This is a genomic window from Gilliamella apis (assembly GCF_030758615.1).
In the GTDB taxonomy this organism is placed as follows: domain Bacteria; phylum Pseudomonadota; class Gammaproteobacteria; order Enterobacterales; family Orbaceae; genus Gilliamella; species Gilliamella apis_A.
The window spans coordinates 969,629-988,725 of record NZ_CP132381.1 but is presented as its reverse complement, the minus strand read 5'-3'; the positions used below and the strand labels follow the sequence as shown (position 1 = coordinate 988,725).

Below are 19,097 nucleotides of genomic sequence, written 5' to 3'. Positions count from 1 at the left end.
ATACCGTGATTTTATTTGGATATAAAGTTTAATTCTCATTAAATTTCTCAATAAAAAATAATGCAAAACAGCGGATTTTCTTTATTAGAGCTTTTATTAGTTATCAGCATTAGTGCTATTTTGGCCGCAATTGGTGTACAACATTGGAAAGAATTACAACTGCGTAATGAACTAACAACCACCACAAAACAGCTTGCCTATTTTTTAGAAGAGGCTCAAGCAAGAGCTTACAACACTAATGAAAACTATCACGTATATTATTTTTTTAAGCCTTGGTGCATAAGTATTGGCAAGGGCGAAAAACCAACCACTTGCCAAGAAGGCACCGCCTATTTTATGAAGCCTAATAATTCTGTTGAATTGAGTGATTTAACTGATAAAAAAACCATCTCCTTTTGGGGCCGGAAAAATATGGCACAAACGGGGACAATCGAATTACACAACGCCATTGGTACCACGCAAATTATCATTTCTTATCGAGGGCGGATCCGATTTTGTAAGAAAAATAGTTATTTACCCGGACTACCGCGATGCTAAAACAAAATGGATTTTCATTATTTGAAATAATGTTAAGTATTGCATTTTCCAGTTTAATATTTATAGGTATCACCTCATTCTATAGTAAATTACAATCGATATTGTTGGAAAAAAATTTGCATATTCATTTAGAAAAAAATATTCATCAAGGTTTAGCTAGTATAACCAAAGATCTAAAACGTGCTGGATTTATTGCCAATAGCCCCGAAAAAATGAAACAATATCCAATTGAAATCAATACTTCAAACAATTGTTATATTTTCCGTTATGATAGTGAAATTCGCAATGATTGGATTTATGATCGTAATGCGCCAAGTAAATCAGACATCTTTGCTTATCGTTTCTACAAAAATAATTTGGAATATAAAGTAGGTTCAATAAGTTGTGAGGGTGTAAATTGGGAGAAAATATTCGATCCACATGACATTAAAATAACGCAATTTTCAATAAAACAGCAAAACAGCTATTTTGTAATAAATATTGCTGCTCAATTAAAGAAAAACAAAAAAATAATCTATCAAACGGTAACCATTATCAAAAATGAAAATCCATTTTAATAAAAAAACAACGCAAGCCGAAGGTTTTAGCACGCTAATAATGGTAATTATCCTAACCATTGTCGGCCTCATTTTATTAACCGGTTTTCAGGCTCTAGTTAATTCATTAAAAAAAACCTATTTGATTGAGATTCAATATTATCGTCAGTTTAATCAAGCAAGCTCAAGTTTAAATTGGGCAAAAAAACAGGTTTGGCAACCTCCGAGTGAGCAATGGCAATGTTTATTAGATAATCAATATCAATTCAAGGCTTGCATCAAAAAATCACGATTAAAAATCGATAACTATACTCTACTGAGAGCTCAAGCTGATGACTATTATCTTTATATGTTAACGTATTTTGCTGATAATCACTTGATTATTGAAAAAGGCCATTGGCTAGATTATTGTCCAGAAAAAAGGCTCGTTGATTGTGAATAGTAAAAATATAGCCGGATTCAGCTTAATTGAAGTCATGATTTCTTGCTTAATGTTTGCCATCATTATGCTAGGTTTTAGTGGTTATTTAACCGCAATCATTAGTCAACACCACTATTTCCAAAAACAGTTTAAAGCGGAACAAATCGCCTTTGCTTTACTTGATAGTTATCCTCATAATGTACAGCAAATCATACCAAATAATTGGCAATATCAAGTTTATAGCCAACCTTATGGTAGGTCTTGTCAGATGGTTTTTGTTAGCGTCACCCCTATTCATCACAAAACGATTAAACAACAACGTTTTTTATGTGATTAATATTTATGTCCAAAAATAAATCGCGCTTTTTATTTTCAATTCTTTTATTTCACGCCACGGCAATATCCCATCCCAGTTGCGCTAAATCTAGTGTAATGAGTTTCACACCTTTAGGTAAAAAATGACGAACACTAGCTGGCACAAAAGCAATTCCATTTTTAGCGGCAATTAACGCTAAAAGCGTAGGAAGATCATTAGTTGTTCCTCCTTGTATTAAAGTCACATTAATTCCTTCAAGCATTAATTGGGTTTGTTCAGTTAAACAAGGGGGCTAAATCTGGATTTATCTGCAATAACGGGTGCGTTGCCAGTATCTCGTTAATATTACCGGAACTCACTTTTACCTCAGTTGGTACCGCCAATACAATATACTCTTTAGATAATATAATTGAACGCAATGATTCTGGCACCGGCATCCGGACAAAACCAATATCGAGTTCACCTTGCATTAACAGATTTATTTGCTCACTAGAAGGTAGTTGTTTAGTCACAATATGACATTCAGGGGATCCATCAGAAAAAGTCCGAATCCATTTAGGCACCTGTTGAAAACAAGAGATACCAAAACCAATTGATAAGCATTCATTCGCTTTTTTCTTAATATTATCGGCAAATAACAGGAATTTCTGATGTTGTTGCAGTAGTTTTTTAGCTTCGGGATATAACGCATTGCCTATTGCAGTCAATGTTGCTCCATTCCGACCACGGATAAACAGTTTTTGATCGATGACTCGTTCAAAAGATTGAATTTGTTTAGTTAACGCTGGTTGTGTTATGAATAGCCGGTGCATATTGTGTCGGCATTGGTAATGCTGAACTGATCCAACATGGTGCGCAAACCGCAATTGCTAATTTTTCTAAAGTCAAAGTTATGAACCAAAACAACAATGATATTCGTATCTGGTTAGATAATGAACATAAATTGATTTATAATAAATAAATCACACCATAAAGAATAAAAGAAATACGTATTGGCTAATACTGCTTATACTATGACTATTCATGTTGGTTGATTGAATTTACCAAACAACCAATCTTATTTTTTAGTGTTACTGCTTATTAAATCATGCAATCTTTAGTTTCAATTAAAAAATAAAAATCAGTAACCATCAATTAAGCAATGGTGGTACTGATTAATTTTATTGTGGAAATAATTATAATCAGTCAGCTAACCAATGATATAAATGTTGCAATACTTGCTCTGTTTTTTCAGCATGAACATTATGACCAGCGCCTTCTACAATATCAATTTGTGCATTGGGAAATTGATTAAATATAGCTGGATAATTTTCATCACTGATATAACTAGAATTACCACCGCCAATAAATAACGTTGGTATGGCACTGGCTGAAATAGTTTGCCAATCACAAATATTGGCATACTGATTAATAATTACATCAGCATTAAATAGCCAACGCTCACGTTTAAAGGATTTAAGCAAAAATAAAATCGTTGGTTCATTCAATCCATGTTGTCGCATAACTTCAGCGATTTGCTTTCTATCAACTAATTGTTGATCAATGCATTGTGCCAATGCTTTTATGACCGGAGTATTAATTGTTTGAGTATATTTAACTGGCGCAATATCAATTGCACAAATGTTGCTAATCAGTTGCGGAATAAGTTGGCTTAATTGTAAAGCAACTTTGCCACCCATTGAATGACCAATTAAGATTAAGTTCTGTAATTGCAAACCATGACAGAGTTCCGCGATATCTTCCGCCATAGCTTGATAGTTCATGATATTTGACCATGGCGATTGGCCATGATTACGTAAATCAACTTGTATAGTTTGATAATTTGCAACGAGGTCTTTAGCTAACATGTTTAAGTTATCTAAACTACCAAATAGCCCATGCATTAATAAAATCGGTTGTTTATTGCCTTGTAATTTATAATTTAATTTCATGTTTTAACTCTTTATTTATTGTAACTGACTTCAATAGCCAGTCATTGATGAACAATTCAATAACCCCTAAAAGCATAAGTATGATAGAATTTAGTCTAAATTTTTCAATTAATATTAAGCCATATGTTTCAAAATAACCCATTACTCGCCCAACTTAAACAAGAATTTGCAGAACAAAAACCTCATGTTGAAGGTATCGTCCGAGCACACGAAAAAGGATTTGGTTTTTTAGATGTTGATAATAAAACAAATTATTTTATTCCTGTTGCCAAAATGAAGCAGCTTTGCCATGGAGATAAAGTATCGGGAACCATCATCAGCAATAATGATAAAGAGTCATTTGAACCTGAAATATTAATTGAAAGTAGCTTACAAAAATTTATTGGTAAAATCGGCTTTTTAGATCGCGCTATGGTGATTTATCCTGAAAATATGCCAACTAAGTTTGCTATACGTTGTCAAGTTAACACCGAAGTTAAGCAAAAATTAACCGAAGGTGATTGGGTTGTGGCAACATTACAATCGCATCCATTGCAAAAAGATAAACAACAATTTCTTGCTCAAGTAACACAATTTATCGCAAGATCTGACTCTATTTATCAATTATGGTTGAAAACCTTAGCTCGTTACCAATTAGAGGATAATGCCCCCCAAGCTGAATCATTAATCATTTCTGAAAGTGAACAACAAAATCGACAAGATTTAACCAATGTGTCGTTTTTCACTATTGATAATGAAAATACCGAAGATATGGATGATGCGATTGCTATTTGCCAAGATGAAATGGGTAATTATAACTTAATGATAGCCATTGCAGATCCTACGGCCTATATTTTACCTGATAGTGAGCTGGATAATATTGCCAAAGTTCGTAATTTTACAACTTATCTGCCCGATTTTAATATTCCAATGTTACCTAAACAATTGGCTGATGACCTATGCTCATTAAAAGCCAATCAAAAACGTCCAGCAATGGTATGTAAAATTCACCTAGATAAAACGGGACAATTTACTGCTGATGATATCCATTTCACCTCGGCTTGGATTGAATCCAAAGCTAAGCTTTGTTATAACAATGTTTCTAATTTCCTTGAAAATCAAAGTGATTTAAATTTTGCTAACACAGAAATCAAAACCCAATTGAAATTGTTAGCTGATCTAGCAAAAGTTCGTATCAATTGGCGACAACAAAATGCGTTAATTTTTAAAGCAAACAATGATTATCGATTTGTACTTGATGATAATCGCCAAGTTCAATCAATCCTCAAAGAAGAACGAGGCATCGCCAATAATATCGTTGAAGAAATGATGATTATTGCTAATTTAGCTTTGACCTTATATTTAACTGAAAAGATTGGTACCGGCGTCTTTAATACTCATTCAGGCTTTGATAGTAAGTACATTGAACAAATTTTAAAAATATTAGTTGATAATGGCATTTCTGATTTTGATAAAGAGTCACTAACTTCATTTGAAGGATATATTAGATTACGCCGATTAATTGATAATAACGATTTTCTATCAACTAAATTGCGTAAATTCCAAAGTCCTGCTGATTTTTCGATAACGCCACAACCCCACTATGGTTTGGGCTTTTTAGCCTATGCCACTTGGACTTCACCAATTCGCAAATATGGAGATATGATAAACCATCGTTTACTTAAAGCTTCTCTTAAACAGCAACCATTCCCTGCACCAACTAACGAACAATTAGAAAGTATGGCTGATCGTCGTAAGAAATTACGTTTAGCTGAACGAGATATCGCCGAAAATCTTTATAGCCAATACTTATACGATAAACAAGAGCAATGTTTTACTGCTGAAATAGTTGACATTAATCGAGGTGGGGCCCGAGTTCGATTAACAGAGATAGGCGCATTCGCATTTTTACCACTATCAATGATTCATAACGCTCGTGATGAAATAACCTTAAATATTGATGAAGGTTCAATTAAAATTAAAGATGAACTGATACTTAAACTAGCTGACAAACTATCAGTTGTGATCCATCAGGTTAAAATTGAAAACCACTCAATTATTGTAAAAATCGGTGAAAATAAATAAAGATTATCTTGTGAATCTGTCTTTTTTCACTCTAATTATTTAACCCTGATAATAATCAGGGTCAATCTAAATACAATTAATGATTTTTTTAACATTTAACCTCTTTTTTTTATTAAAAATATCTGCTATCTTTCACCGCTTAAAAAATAATAATTAGAGCGAGATAAACCGCAATCTAGGAGAGGAAAATGATATCAATTCACGGTCATGAAGTACTACAGATGATGGATGGAAACAATTATACCGAATCATCTTTACTTAATGCTATCCATGAAAAATTTGGTACCGAAGCTAGATTTCATACCTGTTCTAACTCCGATATGAATGCCGAGCAGCTTATTGCTTTTTTAAAAGCAAAAGGAAAATTTAAGCCAGCTTTAACCGATGATTCACAATTTACTGTCGATATTAAAAAAATATGCCGACATTAAACAAAATCGGCAAACGAATATTTAGTGCGTTTTTTACTAAATTAATGTAATCATCTAGTGTTTTTAAAAGAATAAGAGTATATAATTTCGCGTTACGACTTCACTACAAAGTGTTAAGTTTCTCAACCTGAAATTTCAACTCAAGAATATGTTCATGGAATTTGATATATGAAAATAAGTAATATCCTTACATGTGCCATTGTCTTTATTCTTGCCACAGGCTGTGTAAAAAACAATATGTCTAAAACAAAAAATAATGGCAAAAATATTGAAGTCGATCCGTTAACAATATTAAAAGAACAAACGGAACAAAATAACCCGTTTGTATCTAATGCCAAAAATCAATTACTTCAATTGGTTGGCGATAAACAATTTGACAGTTATATAAAAAAACAAGGTATTTTAGACTGTAAAGATGATAGTAACGAATCATCCTGTGTGTTAAATTTTTATCTTAACGAATTCTATAAGTTAAAATATGATATACAACTCAAAAAAGTGATTGAAGAAAATCAAGCCGAACATAAAATTGAGTTAAAGAAAATTAATCCAACCGACAATAACCTAAACAATTACTGTCAATGGTCAGCTGATTTCGTTGCCGCAGTTTACAGCAAAGATACCGAAAATATAACCAATCGCTATCAACCATTATTTAGAATGTCAGAACAAGATTTGGCTGCATTAAAAACTAAAATTCTCAAAGATAATTACTCGCATTTTTTAATTGATGAAAATCCAAGTATTCTTGACGAAATGAAAACTGATTATCTTGAAAATTGTTTAAGTAGCCCTAAAGACAATATTATCAATTACATTAATATTTTTAGATAATACTTAAGTGAGTCTTTTTTATGTACAATTTATTACCTATTAGTCGATTTAGTAAAACAATAACTTGCAAGATGTTATGCATAGCATCAATATCTTGTTTGAGTTTTTCTTCATGGGCTTTTACTTTTAATGATGTAGTGACAAAAGCAGAAAAATTATCAAAAAAGTCTTATGTCCAACCATCTAAAAATATTCCTAGTGAGCTATCTTCACTGCAATTTGCTGATTATCAAAAAATTTCTTTTAAACATGATAAAGCTTATTGGAATGATCGCAAAAGCCGCTTTAAACTTGAGTTTTATCATGAAGGTATGTATTTTGACATGCCAGTTAAAATTAACGAAATTGTCAATAACCAATTTAATGAAATTAAATACGATCCAGATTATTTCGACTTGAGTCAACTTCATTTAGATAATTTAAATACCAAAAATCTTGGTTTTGCCGGTTTTAAAGTTCATTATCCAATTAACAAGCCAACAAAAACCGATGATGAAATATTTACTGCGCTTGGTGGTAGTTATTTCCGTGCCGTTGGAAAAGATCAACGATATGGCCTTTCTGCTCGAGGTCTTGCTATCGACACCGGTGAAATGTCTGGAGAGGAATTTCCTCGATTTAAAGAATATTGGATTGAACGTCCAGAACCAAATCAAAAGCATTTAGTCATTTATGCATTACTTGACTCTCAAAGTGTGACTGGTGCTTATAAAATCACCCTAGTACCAAGTATTGATACCACCGTTACGGTAGAAGCAAAAGTATTCTTCCGTAATTCAGTTAAAAAATTGGGTATTGCGCCATTAACTAGTATGTTCTTATATGGTCCAAATCAACCATCACCACTACTTAATTATCGTCCAGCAATGCATGACTCAAACGGGTTATCTATTTTGGCTAATAATAATGAGTGGATCTGGCGTCCCTTAAATAATCCTAAGCGTTTATCTTTTTCATCATATAGTTTAGAAAATCCTAAAGGTTTTGGTCTAATCCAACGAGATAAAGGGTTTGATGACTATCAAGATTTAGATGACCATTACGAACTAAGACCAAGCGTTTGGGTTGAAATCTTAAATGATTGGCAAAAAGGGCGAGTTGAACTTGTCGAAATTCCAACAGCAGATGAAACCAATGATAATATTGTTTCTTTCTGGGTTCCTGAAAAGCAATATAAAGGCGGTGACCAACTTACTTTTAAATATCGACTACATTACACACTAAACGAACAAAATCGCTATCCAGCTAACGTCGCTAGAGCTGAAAGTACTCGTTTATCGCTAGGTGATATCAAGCAAGCCAATTTAATACGTAAACTTGATGGTTCTAATGCATATGTTATTGATTTTACTGGACCTCAGTTATCTGATAAAAATCCTGTTAAAGTTATTTCAAGTATTAATAACGGCTCAATTGTAAGTTGTGATTCCCAATACAATTCAGTAACTAAAGGTTGGCGTGTTATTATTCGATTCAACGTTGAAGATAACAAAAAAGCAACCGATCTGCGTGTTCAACTCGCTTCTCAAACAGGTGAAGTTCTGTCCGAAACTTGGAGTGGGCAATACCCTGCTCAATAATTATAATAATCAGCCATTAATATGAAAAAAGATTACTTCGAAAATCTTCCTGACGCCGAAATTTGGCGTCAGAAATCGGAAAACAATAACTCTCTTGCCAATGATGTCGATTTCTTAAAATATCGATTGAATCAAGTCGGCAACATTGACCATTTTAATGAAGCAAGACAACAGCAACCTAGTTATCCCAAAGTTGAACGTGTGTCAGTACAACCACAAATTTGGAATGAACGGTATACAGCTAAATCAAAACCTCGTGTGAATATTATCGCACTTATTCGTCGTCTAATTATGTTTGTGCTTATAGCAGTTCAAACATACTATGGAACAATTTATTTATCGTCACTTTTGCCGTATCAAAGCTGGCAAAAGATTAGTTTTATGGCTAATTGGGACATCAATCCTGAACTCGCTATCTATAGTATTATTCCTTATATCATACAGGGCTTCATTATTGGTCTCTTTGCTATTTTATTTTGTTGGATCTCAATCGGTTTTTGGACTAGTATCATGGGTCTTATTTTGGCAGTGATAAAAAAAGACCGTTATACCATTGCTATTCCTAATGATCCCGCAGCTCATATTGACGCAAAACATCGTACTGCTTTAGTCATGCCTATTTGTAATGAAGATGTTTCACGAGTATTCGCTGGACTTGAAGCCACCTATGAATCACTAGTTGAAACAGGACATGCTCAATGTTGTGATTTTTATATTCTTAGTGATACAAACGATCCTGATTTGTATGTTAATGAATTAAAGGCTTGGGCTGATTTTAATGCTAAAAAAGCAGATAATGGTTGTAATATTTTCTATCGTCATCGTAAACGCCGTGTAAAACGTAAAAGCGGTAATATCGATGACTTTTGTCGTCGCTGGGGCCATCAATATGAGTATATGATGATTCTTGATGCTGATAGTATTATGACTGGCGATTGTATTTTAAAAATGGTTGCCATGATGGAAATGAATCCAACAGCGGGTATATTACAATCACCACCAAAATCGGTCAGAATGACAACCTTATACGGCCGTATTCAACAATTTGCCAATCAAATTTATAGCGATATTTTTTGTTCAGGTACTCACTTCTGGCAACTAAGTGAAGCCCAATATTGGGGTCACAATGCCATGATTCGCCTCAAACCATTTATTGAACACTGTATTTTATCACCATTGCAAAAACGTAAAGGTCCGATTCATATCTTATCGCATGATCTGGTTGAAGCAACTTTAATGCGCCGAGCTGGTTATGGAGTATGGATTGCTTACGATATGAACGGTAGTTATGAAGAGTTGCCAGGTAATATGATTGAAGATCTTAAACGAGATAATCGTTGGTGTATGGGTAATCTGATCAATCTTCGATTAATATTCAAAAGTGGCATTACTTTAACTCATAGAGTTATGTTTTTAACCAGTGGTATGGCTTACATTTCATCATTATTGTGGTTGGTATTTTTAATTTTCTCAACACTATTATTATTAGTGTTCAATATTTCTGAACCACAATATTTTTTCCAACCAAACCAATTTTATCCAACTTGGCCAAGATGGGATGAACAATTAGCGATTCAACTACTTTCAACCACGATGGTATTGCTGTTTGCACCTAAATTATTTAGCTATGGTATTATTATAGCCAGAACAGGAGCAAAAGATGTTGGTGGAATATTTAAACTAACCTTATCAATTCTTATTGAAATGGTGTGGTCTATGATCCTTGCTCCAATCCGTATGATCTTCCATAGCAAATTCGTTGTTAAAGCATGGCTTGGTAGCAAAATTCAATGGAAGTCACCATCACGAAGTGATGATGCCTTAACTTGGGGGGAATCATTCTACTTTTGTTGGCCTTTATCGTTATTAGGAATTGTGTGGTTATGTGTGATTATTTGGTTAAACCCACAATTTACCTATTGGTATATCGCAATTTTAATTCCATTAACTATTTCACCGCTAGTAATTCGCATTTCTGGTTTATCCAGTATTGGTATGAAAGCTAAAAAAGCAGGGTTATTTTTAACGCCTGAAGAAACTCACCCTTCACGTGCAGTAAAACTCACTGGTGACTATTTAGCGCAAACCGAAGCTGCTTTTATGGAACATGGCTTTATTATGGCACTTGTTGATCCTATTTATAATGCATTAGCCTGTGCATTATCGACTTCTCGTCATTTACCTAATACAAAAAATCAGCAATTGCGCCAACAACTGATTGAGCACTATCAGCAAGTGGATTTAGAAAAAATCAGTAAAGAACAACAATTAGCGATTTTAGAAGACCCTATTATTCTTTCTGCACTTCATTGCCACATCTGGCATCAGCAAGAAAAATACGACAATTTGTTCTCATTATGGCAAAATGAACGCCAGCAATAAGAGATAGGGCTTAATGCCCTATTTCTTCTTTTAGTAATTAATCAAAATCCATGGATATTTTTTTATGACTTGGCAACCAACTGCATCAATTAATAATTTACTTAAGCGCGCTAAAATTGTATCTCAAGTAAGACAGTTTTTCGCTGATCGCTGTATATTAGAAGTCGAGACGCCAACCTTAAGCCAATATGCAGTAACAGATGTGCATCTGAGCTCATTTCATACCTTATTTTTAAAACCTGGTGAAACCAATGAACAACAAGGGCAGAAAATGTCATTAATCACCAGCCCTGAATATCATATGAAGCGTTTATTAGCGGCTGGCAGTGGCCCTATTTATCAAATATGTAAATGCTTTCGTAATCATGAAGAAGTGAGTCGCTATCATAATCCTGAATTTACCATGCTTGAGTGGTATCGTATCCAATTTGATATGATGCAAATGATTAACGAGGTCGATGATCTTCTACAAAACATTTTAGATTGCGAACCAGCCGAACGTATCTCTTATCAAAAAGCATTTCAACGTCATCTAAATATTGACCCATTGGAAGCTGATCAAGCAAGCCTAATTGATGCGATGAAAAAGCTTAATATCGAGCTCAATACTGATGATTATGATCGCGATACTTTATTACAATGCCTATTTAGTTTCGGCGTCGAACCTCATATTGGTCAAGAGAAACCGGTTGCAGTATATAATTTCCCTGCTTCTCAAGCAGCATTAGCAGCGATCAGTTCGGAAGACCATCGAGTCGCCAGCCGTTTTGAGTTTTATTATAAAGGGGTAGAACTGGCTAATGGATTTAAAGAATTAACCAATCCGCAAGAACAAAAGATGCGTTTTGAACAAAATAATATTGATAGGGCTAATCAAAATTTACCACCACAAAATATTGATATTGAGTTAATTGCGGCTATGGAAGCTGGTTTACCTGATTGTGCCGGTGTTGCCGTAGGACTTGACCGCTTAATTATGTTAGCACTTGATGCCATGAATTTAGACGATGTCATTTCATTCACTTTTGCAAGGGCTTGATCATGTTTGGAAGTTTAGGCTTAAGTGAATGGACAGCGATAATAATTGCTATTATCGCCGTTGTTTTATTAATCATTTTATTAAAAACGCAATTTAGAGCCAATAATCTACATGCTTTATTTGATTTACAACTAAATCAAAAAAAACAAGAAAATCAAGTTTTAACCACTCAAATAACACAGTTGGAACAAGAATTAAACCAATGCCAACAACAAAATATCGCCCAAAATATCAAAATTAGCGAGTTACAAACTCGTTTGGAAGAGACCATGAATGCGGCACAGCAACGGCAAACCATTCTGGAACAAAGTGAGCAACGCTTAACAACTCAGTTCGAAAATTTAGCTAATCGAATTTTTGAACAAAGCGGCAAAAAGATTGAGCAACAAAATAAACAAAGTTTAGATTTTCTACTTTCACCACTAAAACAACAATTAGAAAGCTTTCAGAAACAGGTTCAAGACAGCTTTGGACAAGAAGCCAAAGAGCGTCATACTCTCACCCATGAAATCCGCAATTTGCAACAGCTTAATGAATTAATGACTAAGGAAGCCACTAATTTAACTAATGCATTAAAAGGCAATAACAAAACTCAAGGTAATTGGGGAGAGTTTATTCTTAGTCAAATTTTGGATAATTCAGGACTCCGCTTGGGACATGAGTATCACACTCAGGTTAATTTAACCAATGAAAATAATCAACGATTGCAACCAGATGTAATTGTTCATTTACCTCAAGGTGGTGATGTTGTCATTGATTCAAAAGTTACTTTAGTTGCCTATGAACGTTACTTTAACAGTGATGACGATGATATTAGAACTAAGGCTATTGCCGATCATCTTGCTTCGGTACGTAATCATTTAAAACAGCTTAGCCAAAAAGATTATCACAAACTCATTGGTATCAATTCATTAGATTATGTTTTAATGTTTATTCCAGTTGAACCAGCATTTTTGTCAGCAATTGATCAAGATCCTACATTAATTAATGATGCTTTAAAAAACAATATTATGATTGTTAGTCCAACAACCTTATTGGTAGCGTTAAGAACTATTCATAATTTGTGGCGATTTGAATACCAAAATCGTAACGCCGAACTTATTGCTGATAGAGCAAGTAAACTATATGATAAAGTTCGTGGTTTTATTGAGGATATGGAAAACCTAGGTAACTGCTTAGATAAAGCGCAACAAACCTATCAATCTTCAATGAACAAACTATCTAAAGGACGAGGTAATGTTGTTGGTCAAATAGAACGATTCAGGGAATTAGGAATTGAAGTAAAAAAACCGATCAATCCTGATATAGCCCAACTATCAGTTGATGAACTTGAACGTGAACAAGAAGATTATCCATCTTGCCACGATACTCAATAAAACTAATCACAACTCATTGTGCAATGACGTTTTAATTAATGTAAAAATTTAACTTAAATATCTTAATTCACCATCAGAAAAAATACGTGTATACTCATTTAACACAGAGGGGGACGATATGGCAAAAAAACAAGATAAAGAAGCAAGTTTTGAAGAAACAATCAAACAACTTGAAGCAATTGTCACTCAACTTGAAAATGGTGATTTACCATTAGATGATGCTTTAAATGAGTTTGAAAAAGGGATTAAATTAGCCCGTTCAGGTCAAAAACAACTTAATGAGGCTGAACAACGCATCCAAATTTTGTTATCTGAAAATAGTGATGCTCAATTATCTGAATTTTCAATTGATAATAATGAATAGCACAAAACCATTACAAGAACGTATTGATAATTATTTAACAACATATATTTCGCAATTTGCCCCTTCAAACTTGCAACAGGCGATGAGCTACAGTCTGCTTGCCGGAGGCAAACGAATCCGCCCCATTCTAGTTTATCTAACTGGGCAGATGTTTAATTGTCCTTTAGAAAAACTTGATCCCATTGCAGCAGCTATTGAATCAATGCATACTTATTCTTTAATTCATGATGATCTACCTGCCATGGATAATGATAACCTCAGGCGGGGTAAACCTACTTGTCATATTCAATTTGGTCACGCAGAAGCAATTCTTGCTGGTGATGCCTTACAATCGCTAGCTTTTGGTTTATTATGCGAAAATCAACATATTGATAACCAAAGTAAAATTAATATGATTAGTGAACTTGCTAACGCCAGTGGTCTTGCAGGTATGTGCTTAGGTCAATCACTTGATTTGCAAGCAGAACAACAAAAAGTAACCCTTGAACATTTACAAAATATCCATAATTATAAAACCGGTGCTTTAATTCAAGCTGCAGTTAGGCTTGGTGCTTATGCTAGTGGTGAGGTAGCCAAACCCTATTATCAAATCTTAGATGACTATGCTCAAGCTATTGGATTAGCATTTCAAATTCAAGATGACATTTTAGATGTTATTGGTGAACAAGAACTAATGGGTAAACCACAAGGCTCAGATATTGCACTTGAAAAAAGTACTTATCCGTCATTAGTTGGCTTACAAAATGCAATTGAAATGACAAACACATTATATCGACAAGCTATCGATAGTCTGCAGCAAATACCTTATAATAGCCAACCATTACAAGATCTTGCTGGTTTTATTATTAATCGAAATAGTTAACCTAATAACTAGATGATAAAAATGAATTTAGATAAATTTCCTTTATTAAAGCAAATCAATTTCCCCACGGATCTTAAACGTTATCCGCTATCACAATTGCCAGAGATTTGTCAGGAATTACGACAATTTTTATTAGATAGTGTTAGTCAATCTAGTGGCCATTTAGCTTCAGGTTTAGGTGTAGTCGAATTAACCGTTGCTTTACATTATGTCTATAACACTCCATTTGATAAAATTATATGGGATGTAGGGCATCAAGCTTATCCGCATAAAATCCTTACTGGTCGACGTGATCAGATGCTAACCATTCGCCAAAAAGGTGGATTGCACCCTTTTCCTCATCGTTATGAAAGTGAATACGATGTGTTAACAACTGGCCATTCATCAACATCTATTAGTGCCGCGCTAGGTATTGCTATTGCTGAACAACAAAAGCAATCAGGACAAAAAGTAGCAGCAATTATTGGTGATGGAGCATTAACCGCTGGTATGGCATTTGAAGCAATGAATCACGCAGGTCATATAAAACCTGATATGCTAGTCATTGTTAATGACAACGATATGTCGATTTCTGAAAACACCGGCGCACTTAATCAGCATTTAGCGCAACTTTTAACAAGTAAAGCTTATACCTCTTTTCGTGAAAGTGGTAAAAAAGTCCTTTCGAATATTCCGCCATTAAAAGAATTATTCAAAAAAACCGAAGAACATTTAAAAGGATTAGTGACTCCAGCCATTTTATTTGAAGAATTAGGCTTCAATTATATTGGCCCAGTAGATGGTCATGATGTCGAAACACTTGTAGCTACCTTGCAAAATGTGAGGCAGTTAAAAGGACCACAACTACTGCACATTATTACTCAAAAAGGTAAAGGCTATGGCCCTGCCGAACAAAACCCGACTTTATGGCATGGTGTTCCCAAATTTAATCCCAACGAAGGGACTTTACCGATTTCAAAAAAAGTTGCACCAACCTATTCAAAAATATTCGGAGATTGGCTGTGTGAGATAGCCGAACATGATAAACGTTTAATGGCAATTACCCCTGCCATGGGCGAAGGCTCTGGTATGACTGAATTTGCAAAACGCTATCCCAATCAATTTTTCGATGTGGCCATTGCTGAGCAACATGCGGTAACGTTAGCCGCAGGCTTTGCTATTAGTGAATTTAAACCGGTAGTAGCCATCTATTCCACTTTTTTGCAACGTGCGTATGATCAAGTGATCCATGATATTGCTATCCAAAATTTACCTGTCCTGTTTGCTATAGATAGAGCTGGTATTGTTGGCGCTGATGGTGAAACCCATCAAGGGGCTTTCGATTTAAGTTTTCTACGCTGTATTCCTAATCTTGTTATTATGACTCCGAGTGATGAAAATGAATGTCGACAAATGCTTTATACAGGTTATTTACATAATGGCCCATCAGCGGTACGTTATCCTCGTGGTGAAGGATGTGGTGCTAGCTTACAACCACTCAATCCAATACCATTGGGACAATCAAAATACTGTCGTGAAGGTGAAAATATTGCTTTACTTAATTTTGGCACATTATTACCTGAAGCTTTACAAGCAGCCGATCAAATAAATGCTACAGTGATAGATATGCGTTTTGTAAAACCACTAGATGAAAAAGTCCTTTTGCACATTGGTCAAAGCCATAATATACTTGTCACCATCGAAGAGAACAGTATCAAAGGTGGGGCAGGAAGCGCCGTCAATGAATTTTTGTTATCGAAAAAAACAAAATGTGATATTTTAAACATCGGATTGCCTGATGTGTTTATTCCACAAGGATCACAACAAGAAATGCGTGATGAAGTTGGATTAAACGCCAAACATATAATCGACAAAATTAATACATTTATAAAACTATAGGTTAAATATGGAAACTCAAGCTGTCACGGTTCAGATTTTTGGGCGAACTTTAAAATTTAATTGCCCTGTTGAAGAAGTTGACGCACTTACAAATGCGGCTAAAGATTTAGATGCACGCTTAACAAATTTACGAGAAAAATCACCACAAGTTGGCAGCGATCAACTTATTATGACTGCTGCACTAAATATATCTTATGAACTAACTAAAGAGAAAGAAAAAAGCGATGAGTTTGCTAACAGATTAAAAATGCTACAGCAGTTACTTGATTCCGCTTTAAATACCAACAATTAGTTAGCTTAAACGTAAATAATCAACAAAGACTATTGTATGATTCTCTAAATTTTGTATTATATTAATTATCTCTGAGATGCTCGGGATAAGGGTTAGTCCCCTGAGCCGATATTCTTTAATTTAGAGTGGTGTGGTTTTTGATTGGTGTGTATGCCTAATTTATTTAGGAAACCTAAAAATTAAAACATGCAACTCACCTTGAACCTTGGGTTCAAGGGTTACGACCCTAACGACATCTTGGAGTGCTTCTTTACTTTTCTTTTTCAATCGATAACTAATGAATATTCGGCAAGCGATACGTCAAAAAAGACGTGATTTATCTCCACAACAACGCTGTAATGCGCAGCAAATTATTTATCAAAAAATTAAAAATCATCCAGCTTTGAATCAAGCTGAAAATATCGCTATTTTTTTGTCATTTGATGGGGAAGTCGATACTAAACCGATTATTGAATATCTATGGCAACAAAACAAATCAGTCTACTTACCAATTACCCATCCATTTTGTAAAAATCACCTACTCTTTTTAAAGTACACCACAAATACGCCACTCATAAAAAATCATTTTGGCATCTTTGAACCAGAACTTAATGTCAATAATGTCATTCCGTTTGTACAACTTGATATCGTCTTTACACCATTAGTTGCTTTTGATGAACGAGGTTATCGTATGGGAATGGGCGGTGGCTATTACGACCGAATGCTAGCAAATTATCAACAACAACAGATATTACCTATTGGGCTCGCATTTTCCTGCCAAAAATTGGCCAATATTGATAATCAACCTTGGGATATCAAATTGCCAGAAATAATTTATGCTTAAACAGGCATTATCATAAAATCAAACAAACTATAAGTAATCAATAACTGGTTATTTTAGCTTATTCGACTTTTTCAGAATGGCTGCCATTAGCGGACGATGGCAATGATAAATCATGTCAGATTTTAACATCACTAATTCGGCTAACGGTACAGTCCAATCAGGTATTTCAGTAGTCTCTGGATGTTTTCGATCAATCGGATTATCTACAGTATAAAGCTCAGTACTAGCAAATAAATCTTGCTTTTTAGCAATATCTACATCATCACTGTCGCTAAGCATTTTACAGTTATCTAATAGTTCTTGGGCAAATTGTTCTGGCCAATCATCCGCAAAGTGCTTAAATTTAGCAAAGCTTGCAATGTGCCTCAACATATCACGAAACAGTAATAAATAGACCATTTGAACATTTCGCCCAGATAAACTAGCAAGCTGTTCGTCAGACAATTTGTTATTGAAAACACTAGGCCCCCATTTAAAAAACAGCGTATCTTTATACAAATTGATGATATGTTTAGCTGCACTATATTTCGACTTAACTAAACTATCAATTTCACGCGATAGTTGCATGGTAGGATAACCAACATTATTACGACCATTTAAGTCTCGTTCTGATAAAGATTGTGTTTTTTTGCTGGGTAAAAGTTTTTTCAAAAATCCTAACATGATATATCACTCAAACTATCTATTTTTTTGTCTAACAATTTCAAATAAGCAAACACCTGTCGCTACCGAAACATTAAGTGAAGAGACAATTCCTGCCATAGGTATACTGACTAGCTCATCACAATGCTCTTTAGTTAATCGACGCATACCTTCGCCTTCAGCCCCCATTACTAAGGCCAGAGATAAGTTTTTTGAACTTTTATAAAAATCAGTCTGATAAAGTGTGCTGGTTGCTTCACCGGCAGTACCTACAATCCAGACTTGATATTCATCTTGTAACATCCGCATAGTTCGAGCTAAATTGGTAACTCTAACTACAGGCACGCTTTCAGCTGCGCCACTAGCAACTTTTTGTGCGGTTGAGTTAAGTGGTGCAGAGCGATCCTTTGGCACAATAATAAAATTGACACCAGCGGCATCAGCGGTACGAATGCAGGCACCTAAATTATGTGGGTCGGTCACACCATCTAAAATTAAAATAACCGGAATGGGATGTTGTTCCATCAATAATGGGATATCATTTTCTTGGTAACCACGGCTTGGTTTTACCATCGCTAATATACCTTGATGAACACCATTTTTTGATTTTTCATCTAGATATTGTCTATTGGTTACTTTCACTGTTAAACTTAACTGTTCTAATTCTTGAACAAGGGCAGTCAAGCGTTTATCTTCTCGACCTTTAGCGATAAAAACTTCAATAATTCTTTCTGGAGCACGCGTTAACAATGCTTCAATGGCGTGGATACCGTATACTGTTTCACTCAT

The 19,097-nt window shown here is 34.6% G+C and carries 21 protein-coding genes and 1 other RNA gene; 17 read left to right on the top strand and 5 right to left on the bottom strand.

What is annotated here, in order from left to right; genetic code table 11:
• The first annotated feature begins 60 nt into the window (after nucleotides 1–60).
• From RAM17_RS04615 to RAM17_RS04600, 4 genes are read left to right on the top strand one after another with little or no spacing between them, the layout of a single operon-like run.
• Nucleotides 61–537: a prepilin-type N-terminal cleavage/methylation domain-containing protein gene (locus RAM17_RS04615; protein WP_110448335.1), complete on the top strand. Its 477-nt coding sequence runs from the start codon at nucleotides 61–63 to the stop codon at nucleotides 535–537.
• Nucleotides 531–1,094, top strand: coding sequence for a prepilin peptidase-dependent protein (locus RAM17_RS04610; RefSeq protein WP_110448336.1), 564 nt, complete (start codon nucleotides 531–533; stop codon nucleotides 1,092–1,094). The genes RAM17_RS04615 and RAM17_RS04610 overlap by 7 nt, the downstream gene beginning before the upstream one ends.
• Before the next feature lie 40 nt (nucleotides 1,095–1,134).
• Nucleotides 1,135–1,515: a DUF2509 family protein gene (locus RAM17_RS04605; RefSeq protein WP_181414688.1), complete on the top strand. Its 381-nt coding sequence runs from the start codon at nucleotides 1,135–1,137 to the stop codon at nucleotides 1,513–1,515.
• Entirely contained in the window at nucleotides 1,508–1,831 is a 324-nt protein-coding gene (locus tag RAM17_RS04600; protein WP_146208344.1) for a type IV pilus modification PilV family protein, read from the top strand. The genes RAM17_RS04605 and RAM17_RS04600 overlap by 8 nt, the downstream gene beginning before the upstream one ends.
• A gap of 49 nt (nucleotides 1,832–1,880) precedes the next feature.
• On the opposite strand, the gene RAM17_RS04595 is transcribed toward RAM17_RS04600, so the two are convergent.
• From RAM17_RS04595 to RAM17_RS04585, 3 genes are all read right to left on the bottom strand, one after another.
• Nucleotides 1,881–2,054 carry a hypothetical protein gene (locus RAM17_RS04595; protein WP_181414689.1) on the bottom strand — a complete coding sequence of 58 codons (174 nt, stop codon included), beginning with the start codon at nucleotides 2,052–2,054 and terminating at the stop codon, nucleotides 1,881–1,883.
• Between the two features lie 31 nt (nucleotides 2,055–2,085).
• Entirely contained in the window at nucleotides 2,086–2,622 is a 537-nt protein-coding gene (locus RAM17_RS04590; protein ID WP_110448339.1) for a LysR family transcriptional regulator, read from the bottom strand.
• A 369-nt stretch (nucleotides 2,623–2,991) separates the two neighbouring features.
• A complete protein-coding gene (locus RAM17_RS04585) occupies nucleotides 2,992–3,741 on the bottom strand; it encodes an alpha/beta fold hydrolase (protein WP_086363685.1) in 750 nt (249 codons plus the stop codon).
• Between the two features lie 123 nt (nucleotides 3,742–3,864).
• Between RAM17_RS04585 and RAM17_RS04580 the strand changes: the two genes are divergently transcribed.
• From RAM17_RS04580 to RAM17_RS04520, 13 genes are all read left to right on the top strand, one after another.
• Nucleotides 3,865–5,805 carry an exoribonuclease II gene (locus RAM17_RS04580; protein WP_110448340.1) on the top strand — a complete coding sequence of 647 codons (1,941 nt, stop codon included), beginning with the start codon at nucleotides 3,865–3,867 and terminating at the stop codon, nucleotides 5,803–5,805.
• A 188-nt stretch (nucleotides 5,806–5,993) separates the two neighbouring features.
• Nucleotides 5,994–6,236 (top strand): YecH family metal-binding protein, encoded by a 243-nt coding sequence (locus RAM17_RS04575; protein ID WP_110448341.1) that lies wholly within the window; start codon nucleotides 5,994–5,996, stop codon nucleotides 6,234–6,236.
• A gap of 168 nt (nucleotides 6,237–6,404) precedes the next feature.
• A complete protein-coding gene (locus RAM17_RS04570) occupies nucleotides 6,405–7,070 on the top strand; it encodes a hypothetical protein (protein ID WP_110448342.1) in 666 nt (221 codons plus the stop codon).
• A 71-nt stretch (nucleotides 7,071–7,141) separates the two neighbouring features.
• On the top strand, nucleotides 7,142–8,650 hold the full coding sequence (locus RAM17_RS04565) for a glucan biosynthesis protein G (RefSeq protein WP_444848747.1): 1,509 nt from the start codon (nucleotides 7,142–7,144) through the stop codon (nucleotides 8,648–8,650).
• 21 nt (nucleotides 8,651–8,671) lie between these two features.
• Nucleotides 8,672–11,032: a glucans biosynthesis glucosyltransferase MdoH gene (gene mdoH, locus RAM17_RS04560; RefSeq protein WP_110448343.1), complete on the top strand. Its 2,361-nt coding sequence runs from the start codon at nucleotides 8,672–8,674 to the stop codon at nucleotides 11,030–11,032.
• Between the two features lie 64 nt (nucleotides 11,033–11,096).
• On the top strand, nucleotides 11,097–12,071 hold the full coding sequence (gene epmA, locus RAM17_RS04555; RefSeq protein WP_110448344.1) for an elongation factor P--(R)-beta-lysine ligase: 975 nt from the start codon (nucleotides 11,097–11,099) through the stop codon (nucleotides 12,069–12,071).
• 2 nt (nucleotides 12,072–12,073) lie between these two features.
• Nucleotides 12,074–13,447, top strand: coding sequence for a DNA recombination protein RmuC (gene rmuC / locus RAM17_RS04550; RefSeq protein ID WP_110448345.1), 1,374 nt, complete (start codon nucleotides 12,074–12,076; stop codon nucleotides 13,445–13,447).
• A gap of 118 nt (nucleotides 13,448–13,565) precedes the next feature.
• Nucleotides 13,566–13,811, top strand: coding sequence for an exodeoxyribonuclease VII small subunit (gene xseB, locus RAM17_RS04545; RefSeq protein ID WP_110448346.1), 246 nt, complete (start codon nucleotides 13,566–13,568; stop codon nucleotides 13,809–13,811).
• Nucleotides 13,801–14,673 (top strand): (2E,6E)-farnesyl diphosphate synthase, encoded by an 873-nt coding sequence (ispA, locus tag RAM17_RS04540; protein WP_372339521.1) that lies wholly within the window; start codon nucleotides 13,801–13,803, stop codon nucleotides 14,671–14,673. The genes xseB and ispA overlap by 11 nt, the downstream gene beginning before the upstream one ends.
• Nucleotides 14,674–14,685: 12 nt before the next feature.
• Nucleotides 14,686–16,551, top strand: a complete 1,866-nt coding sequence (gene dxs / locus RAM17_RS04535) for a 1-deoxy-D-xylulose-5-phosphate synthase (protein WP_370547301.1) — start codon at nucleotides 14,686–14,688, stop codon at nucleotides 16,549–16,551.
• Between the two features lie 7 nt (nucleotides 16,552–16,558).
• Nucleotides 16,559–16,843: a cell division protein ZapA gene (gene zapA, locus RAM17_RS04530; RefSeq protein ID WP_034903801.1), complete on the top strand. Its 285-nt coding sequence runs from the start codon at nucleotides 16,559–16,561 to the stop codon at nucleotides 16,841–16,843.
• A gap of 65 nt (nucleotides 16,844–16,908) precedes the next feature.
• Nucleotides 16,909–17,091: non-coding RNA, 6S RNA (ssrS, locus tag RAM17_RS04525), on the top strand.
• Between the two features lie 29 nt (nucleotides 17,092–17,120).
• Nucleotides 17,121–17,666 carry a 5-formyltetrahydrofolate cyclo-ligase gene (locus RAM17_RS04520; RefSeq protein ID WP_110448349.1) on the top strand — a complete coding sequence of 182 codons (546 nt, stop codon included), beginning with the start codon at nucleotides 17,121–17,123 and terminating at the stop codon, nucleotides 17,664–17,666.
• Between the two features lie 48 nt (nucleotides 17,667–17,714).
• Here RAM17_RS04520 and RAM17_RS04515 read toward each other — a convergent pair whose 3' ends face one another.
• Both RAM17_RS04515 and rlmB read right to left on the bottom strand, forming a co-directional pair.
• Nucleotides 17,715–18,317 carry a hypothetical protein gene (locus RAM17_RS04515; RefSeq protein WP_146208345.1) on the bottom strand — a complete coding sequence of 201 codons (603 nt, stop codon included), beginning with the start codon at nucleotides 18,315–18,317 and terminating at the stop codon, nucleotides 17,715–17,717.
• Nucleotides 18,318–18,344: 27 nt separating this feature from the next.
• A complete protein-coding gene (gene rlmB, locus RAM17_RS04510) occupies nucleotides 18,345–19,097 on the bottom strand; it encodes a 23S rRNA (guanosine(2251)-2'-O)-methyltransferase RlmB (RefSeq protein WP_110448351.1) in 753 nt (250 codons plus the stop codon).

Excerpts from the sequence above, each read along its gene's own strand:
- RAM17_RS04615 (WP_110448335.1), top strand. The coding sequence starts at position 61 with ATGCAAAACAGCGGATTTTCTTTATTAGAGCTTTTATTAGTTATCAGC.
- RAM17_RS04610 (WP_110448336.1), top strand. The coding sequence starts at position 531 with ATGCTAAAACAAAATGGATTTTCATTATTTGAAATAATGTTAAGTATT.
- RAM17_RS04605 (WP_181414688.1), top strand. The coding sequence starts at position 1,135 with ATGGTAATTATCCTAACCATTGTCGGCCTCATTTTATTAACCGGTTTT.
- RAM17_RS04590 (WP_110448339.1), bottom strand. The coding sequence starts at position 2,622 with ATGCACCGGCTATTCATAACACAACCAGCGTTAACTAAACAAATTCAA.
- RAM17_RS04585 (WP_086363685.1), bottom strand. The coding sequence starts at position 3,741 with ATGAAATTAAATTATAAATTACAAGGCAATAAACAACCGATTTTATTA.
- RAM17_RS04580 (WP_110448340.1), top strand. The coding sequence starts at position 3,865 with ATGTTTCAAAATAACCCATTACTCGCCCAACTTAAACAAGAATTTGCA.
- RAM17_RS04575 (WP_110448341.1), top strand. The coding sequence starts at position 5,994 with ATGATATCAATTCACGGTCATGAAGTACTACAGATGATGGATGGAAAC.
- RAM17_RS04570 (WP_110448342.1), top strand. The coding sequence starts at position 6,405 with ATGAAAATAAGTAATATCCTTACATGTGCCATTGTCTTTATTCTTGCC.
- RAM17_RS04565 (WP_444848747.1), top strand. The coding sequence starts at position 7,142 with ATGTTATGCATAGCATCAATATCTTGTTTGAGTTTTTCTTCATGGGCT.
- mdoH (WP_110448343.1), top strand. The coding sequence starts at position 8,672 with ATGAAAAAAGATTACTTCGAAAATCTTCCTGACGCCGAAATTTGGCGT.
- epmA (WP_110448344.1), top strand. The coding sequence starts at position 11,097 with ATGACTTGGCAACCAACTGCATCAATTAATAATTTACTTAAGCGCGCT.
- rmuC (WP_110448345.1), top strand. The coding sequence starts at position 12,074 with ATGTTTGGAAGTTTAGGCTTAAGTGAATGGACAGCGATAATAATTGCT.
- xseB (WP_110448346.1), top strand. The coding sequence starts at position 13,566 with ATGGCAAAAAAACAAGATAAAGAAGCAAGTTTTGAAGAAACAATCAAA.
- dxs (WP_370547301.1), top strand. The coding sequence starts at position 14,686 with ATGATAAAAATGAATTTAGATAAATTTCCTTTATTAAAGCAAATCAAT.
- zapA (WP_034903801.1), top strand. The coding sequence starts at position 16,559 with ATGGAAACTCAAGCTGTCACGGTTCAGATTTTTGGGCGAACTTTAAAA.
- RAM17_RS04520 (WP_110448349.1), top strand. The coding sequence starts at position 17,121 with ATGAATATTCGGCAAGCGATACGTCAAAAAAGACGTGATTTATCTCCA.
- rlmB (WP_110448351.1), bottom strand. The coding sequence starts at position 19,097 with ATGAGTGAAACAGTATACGGTATCCACGCCATTGAAGCATTGTTAACG.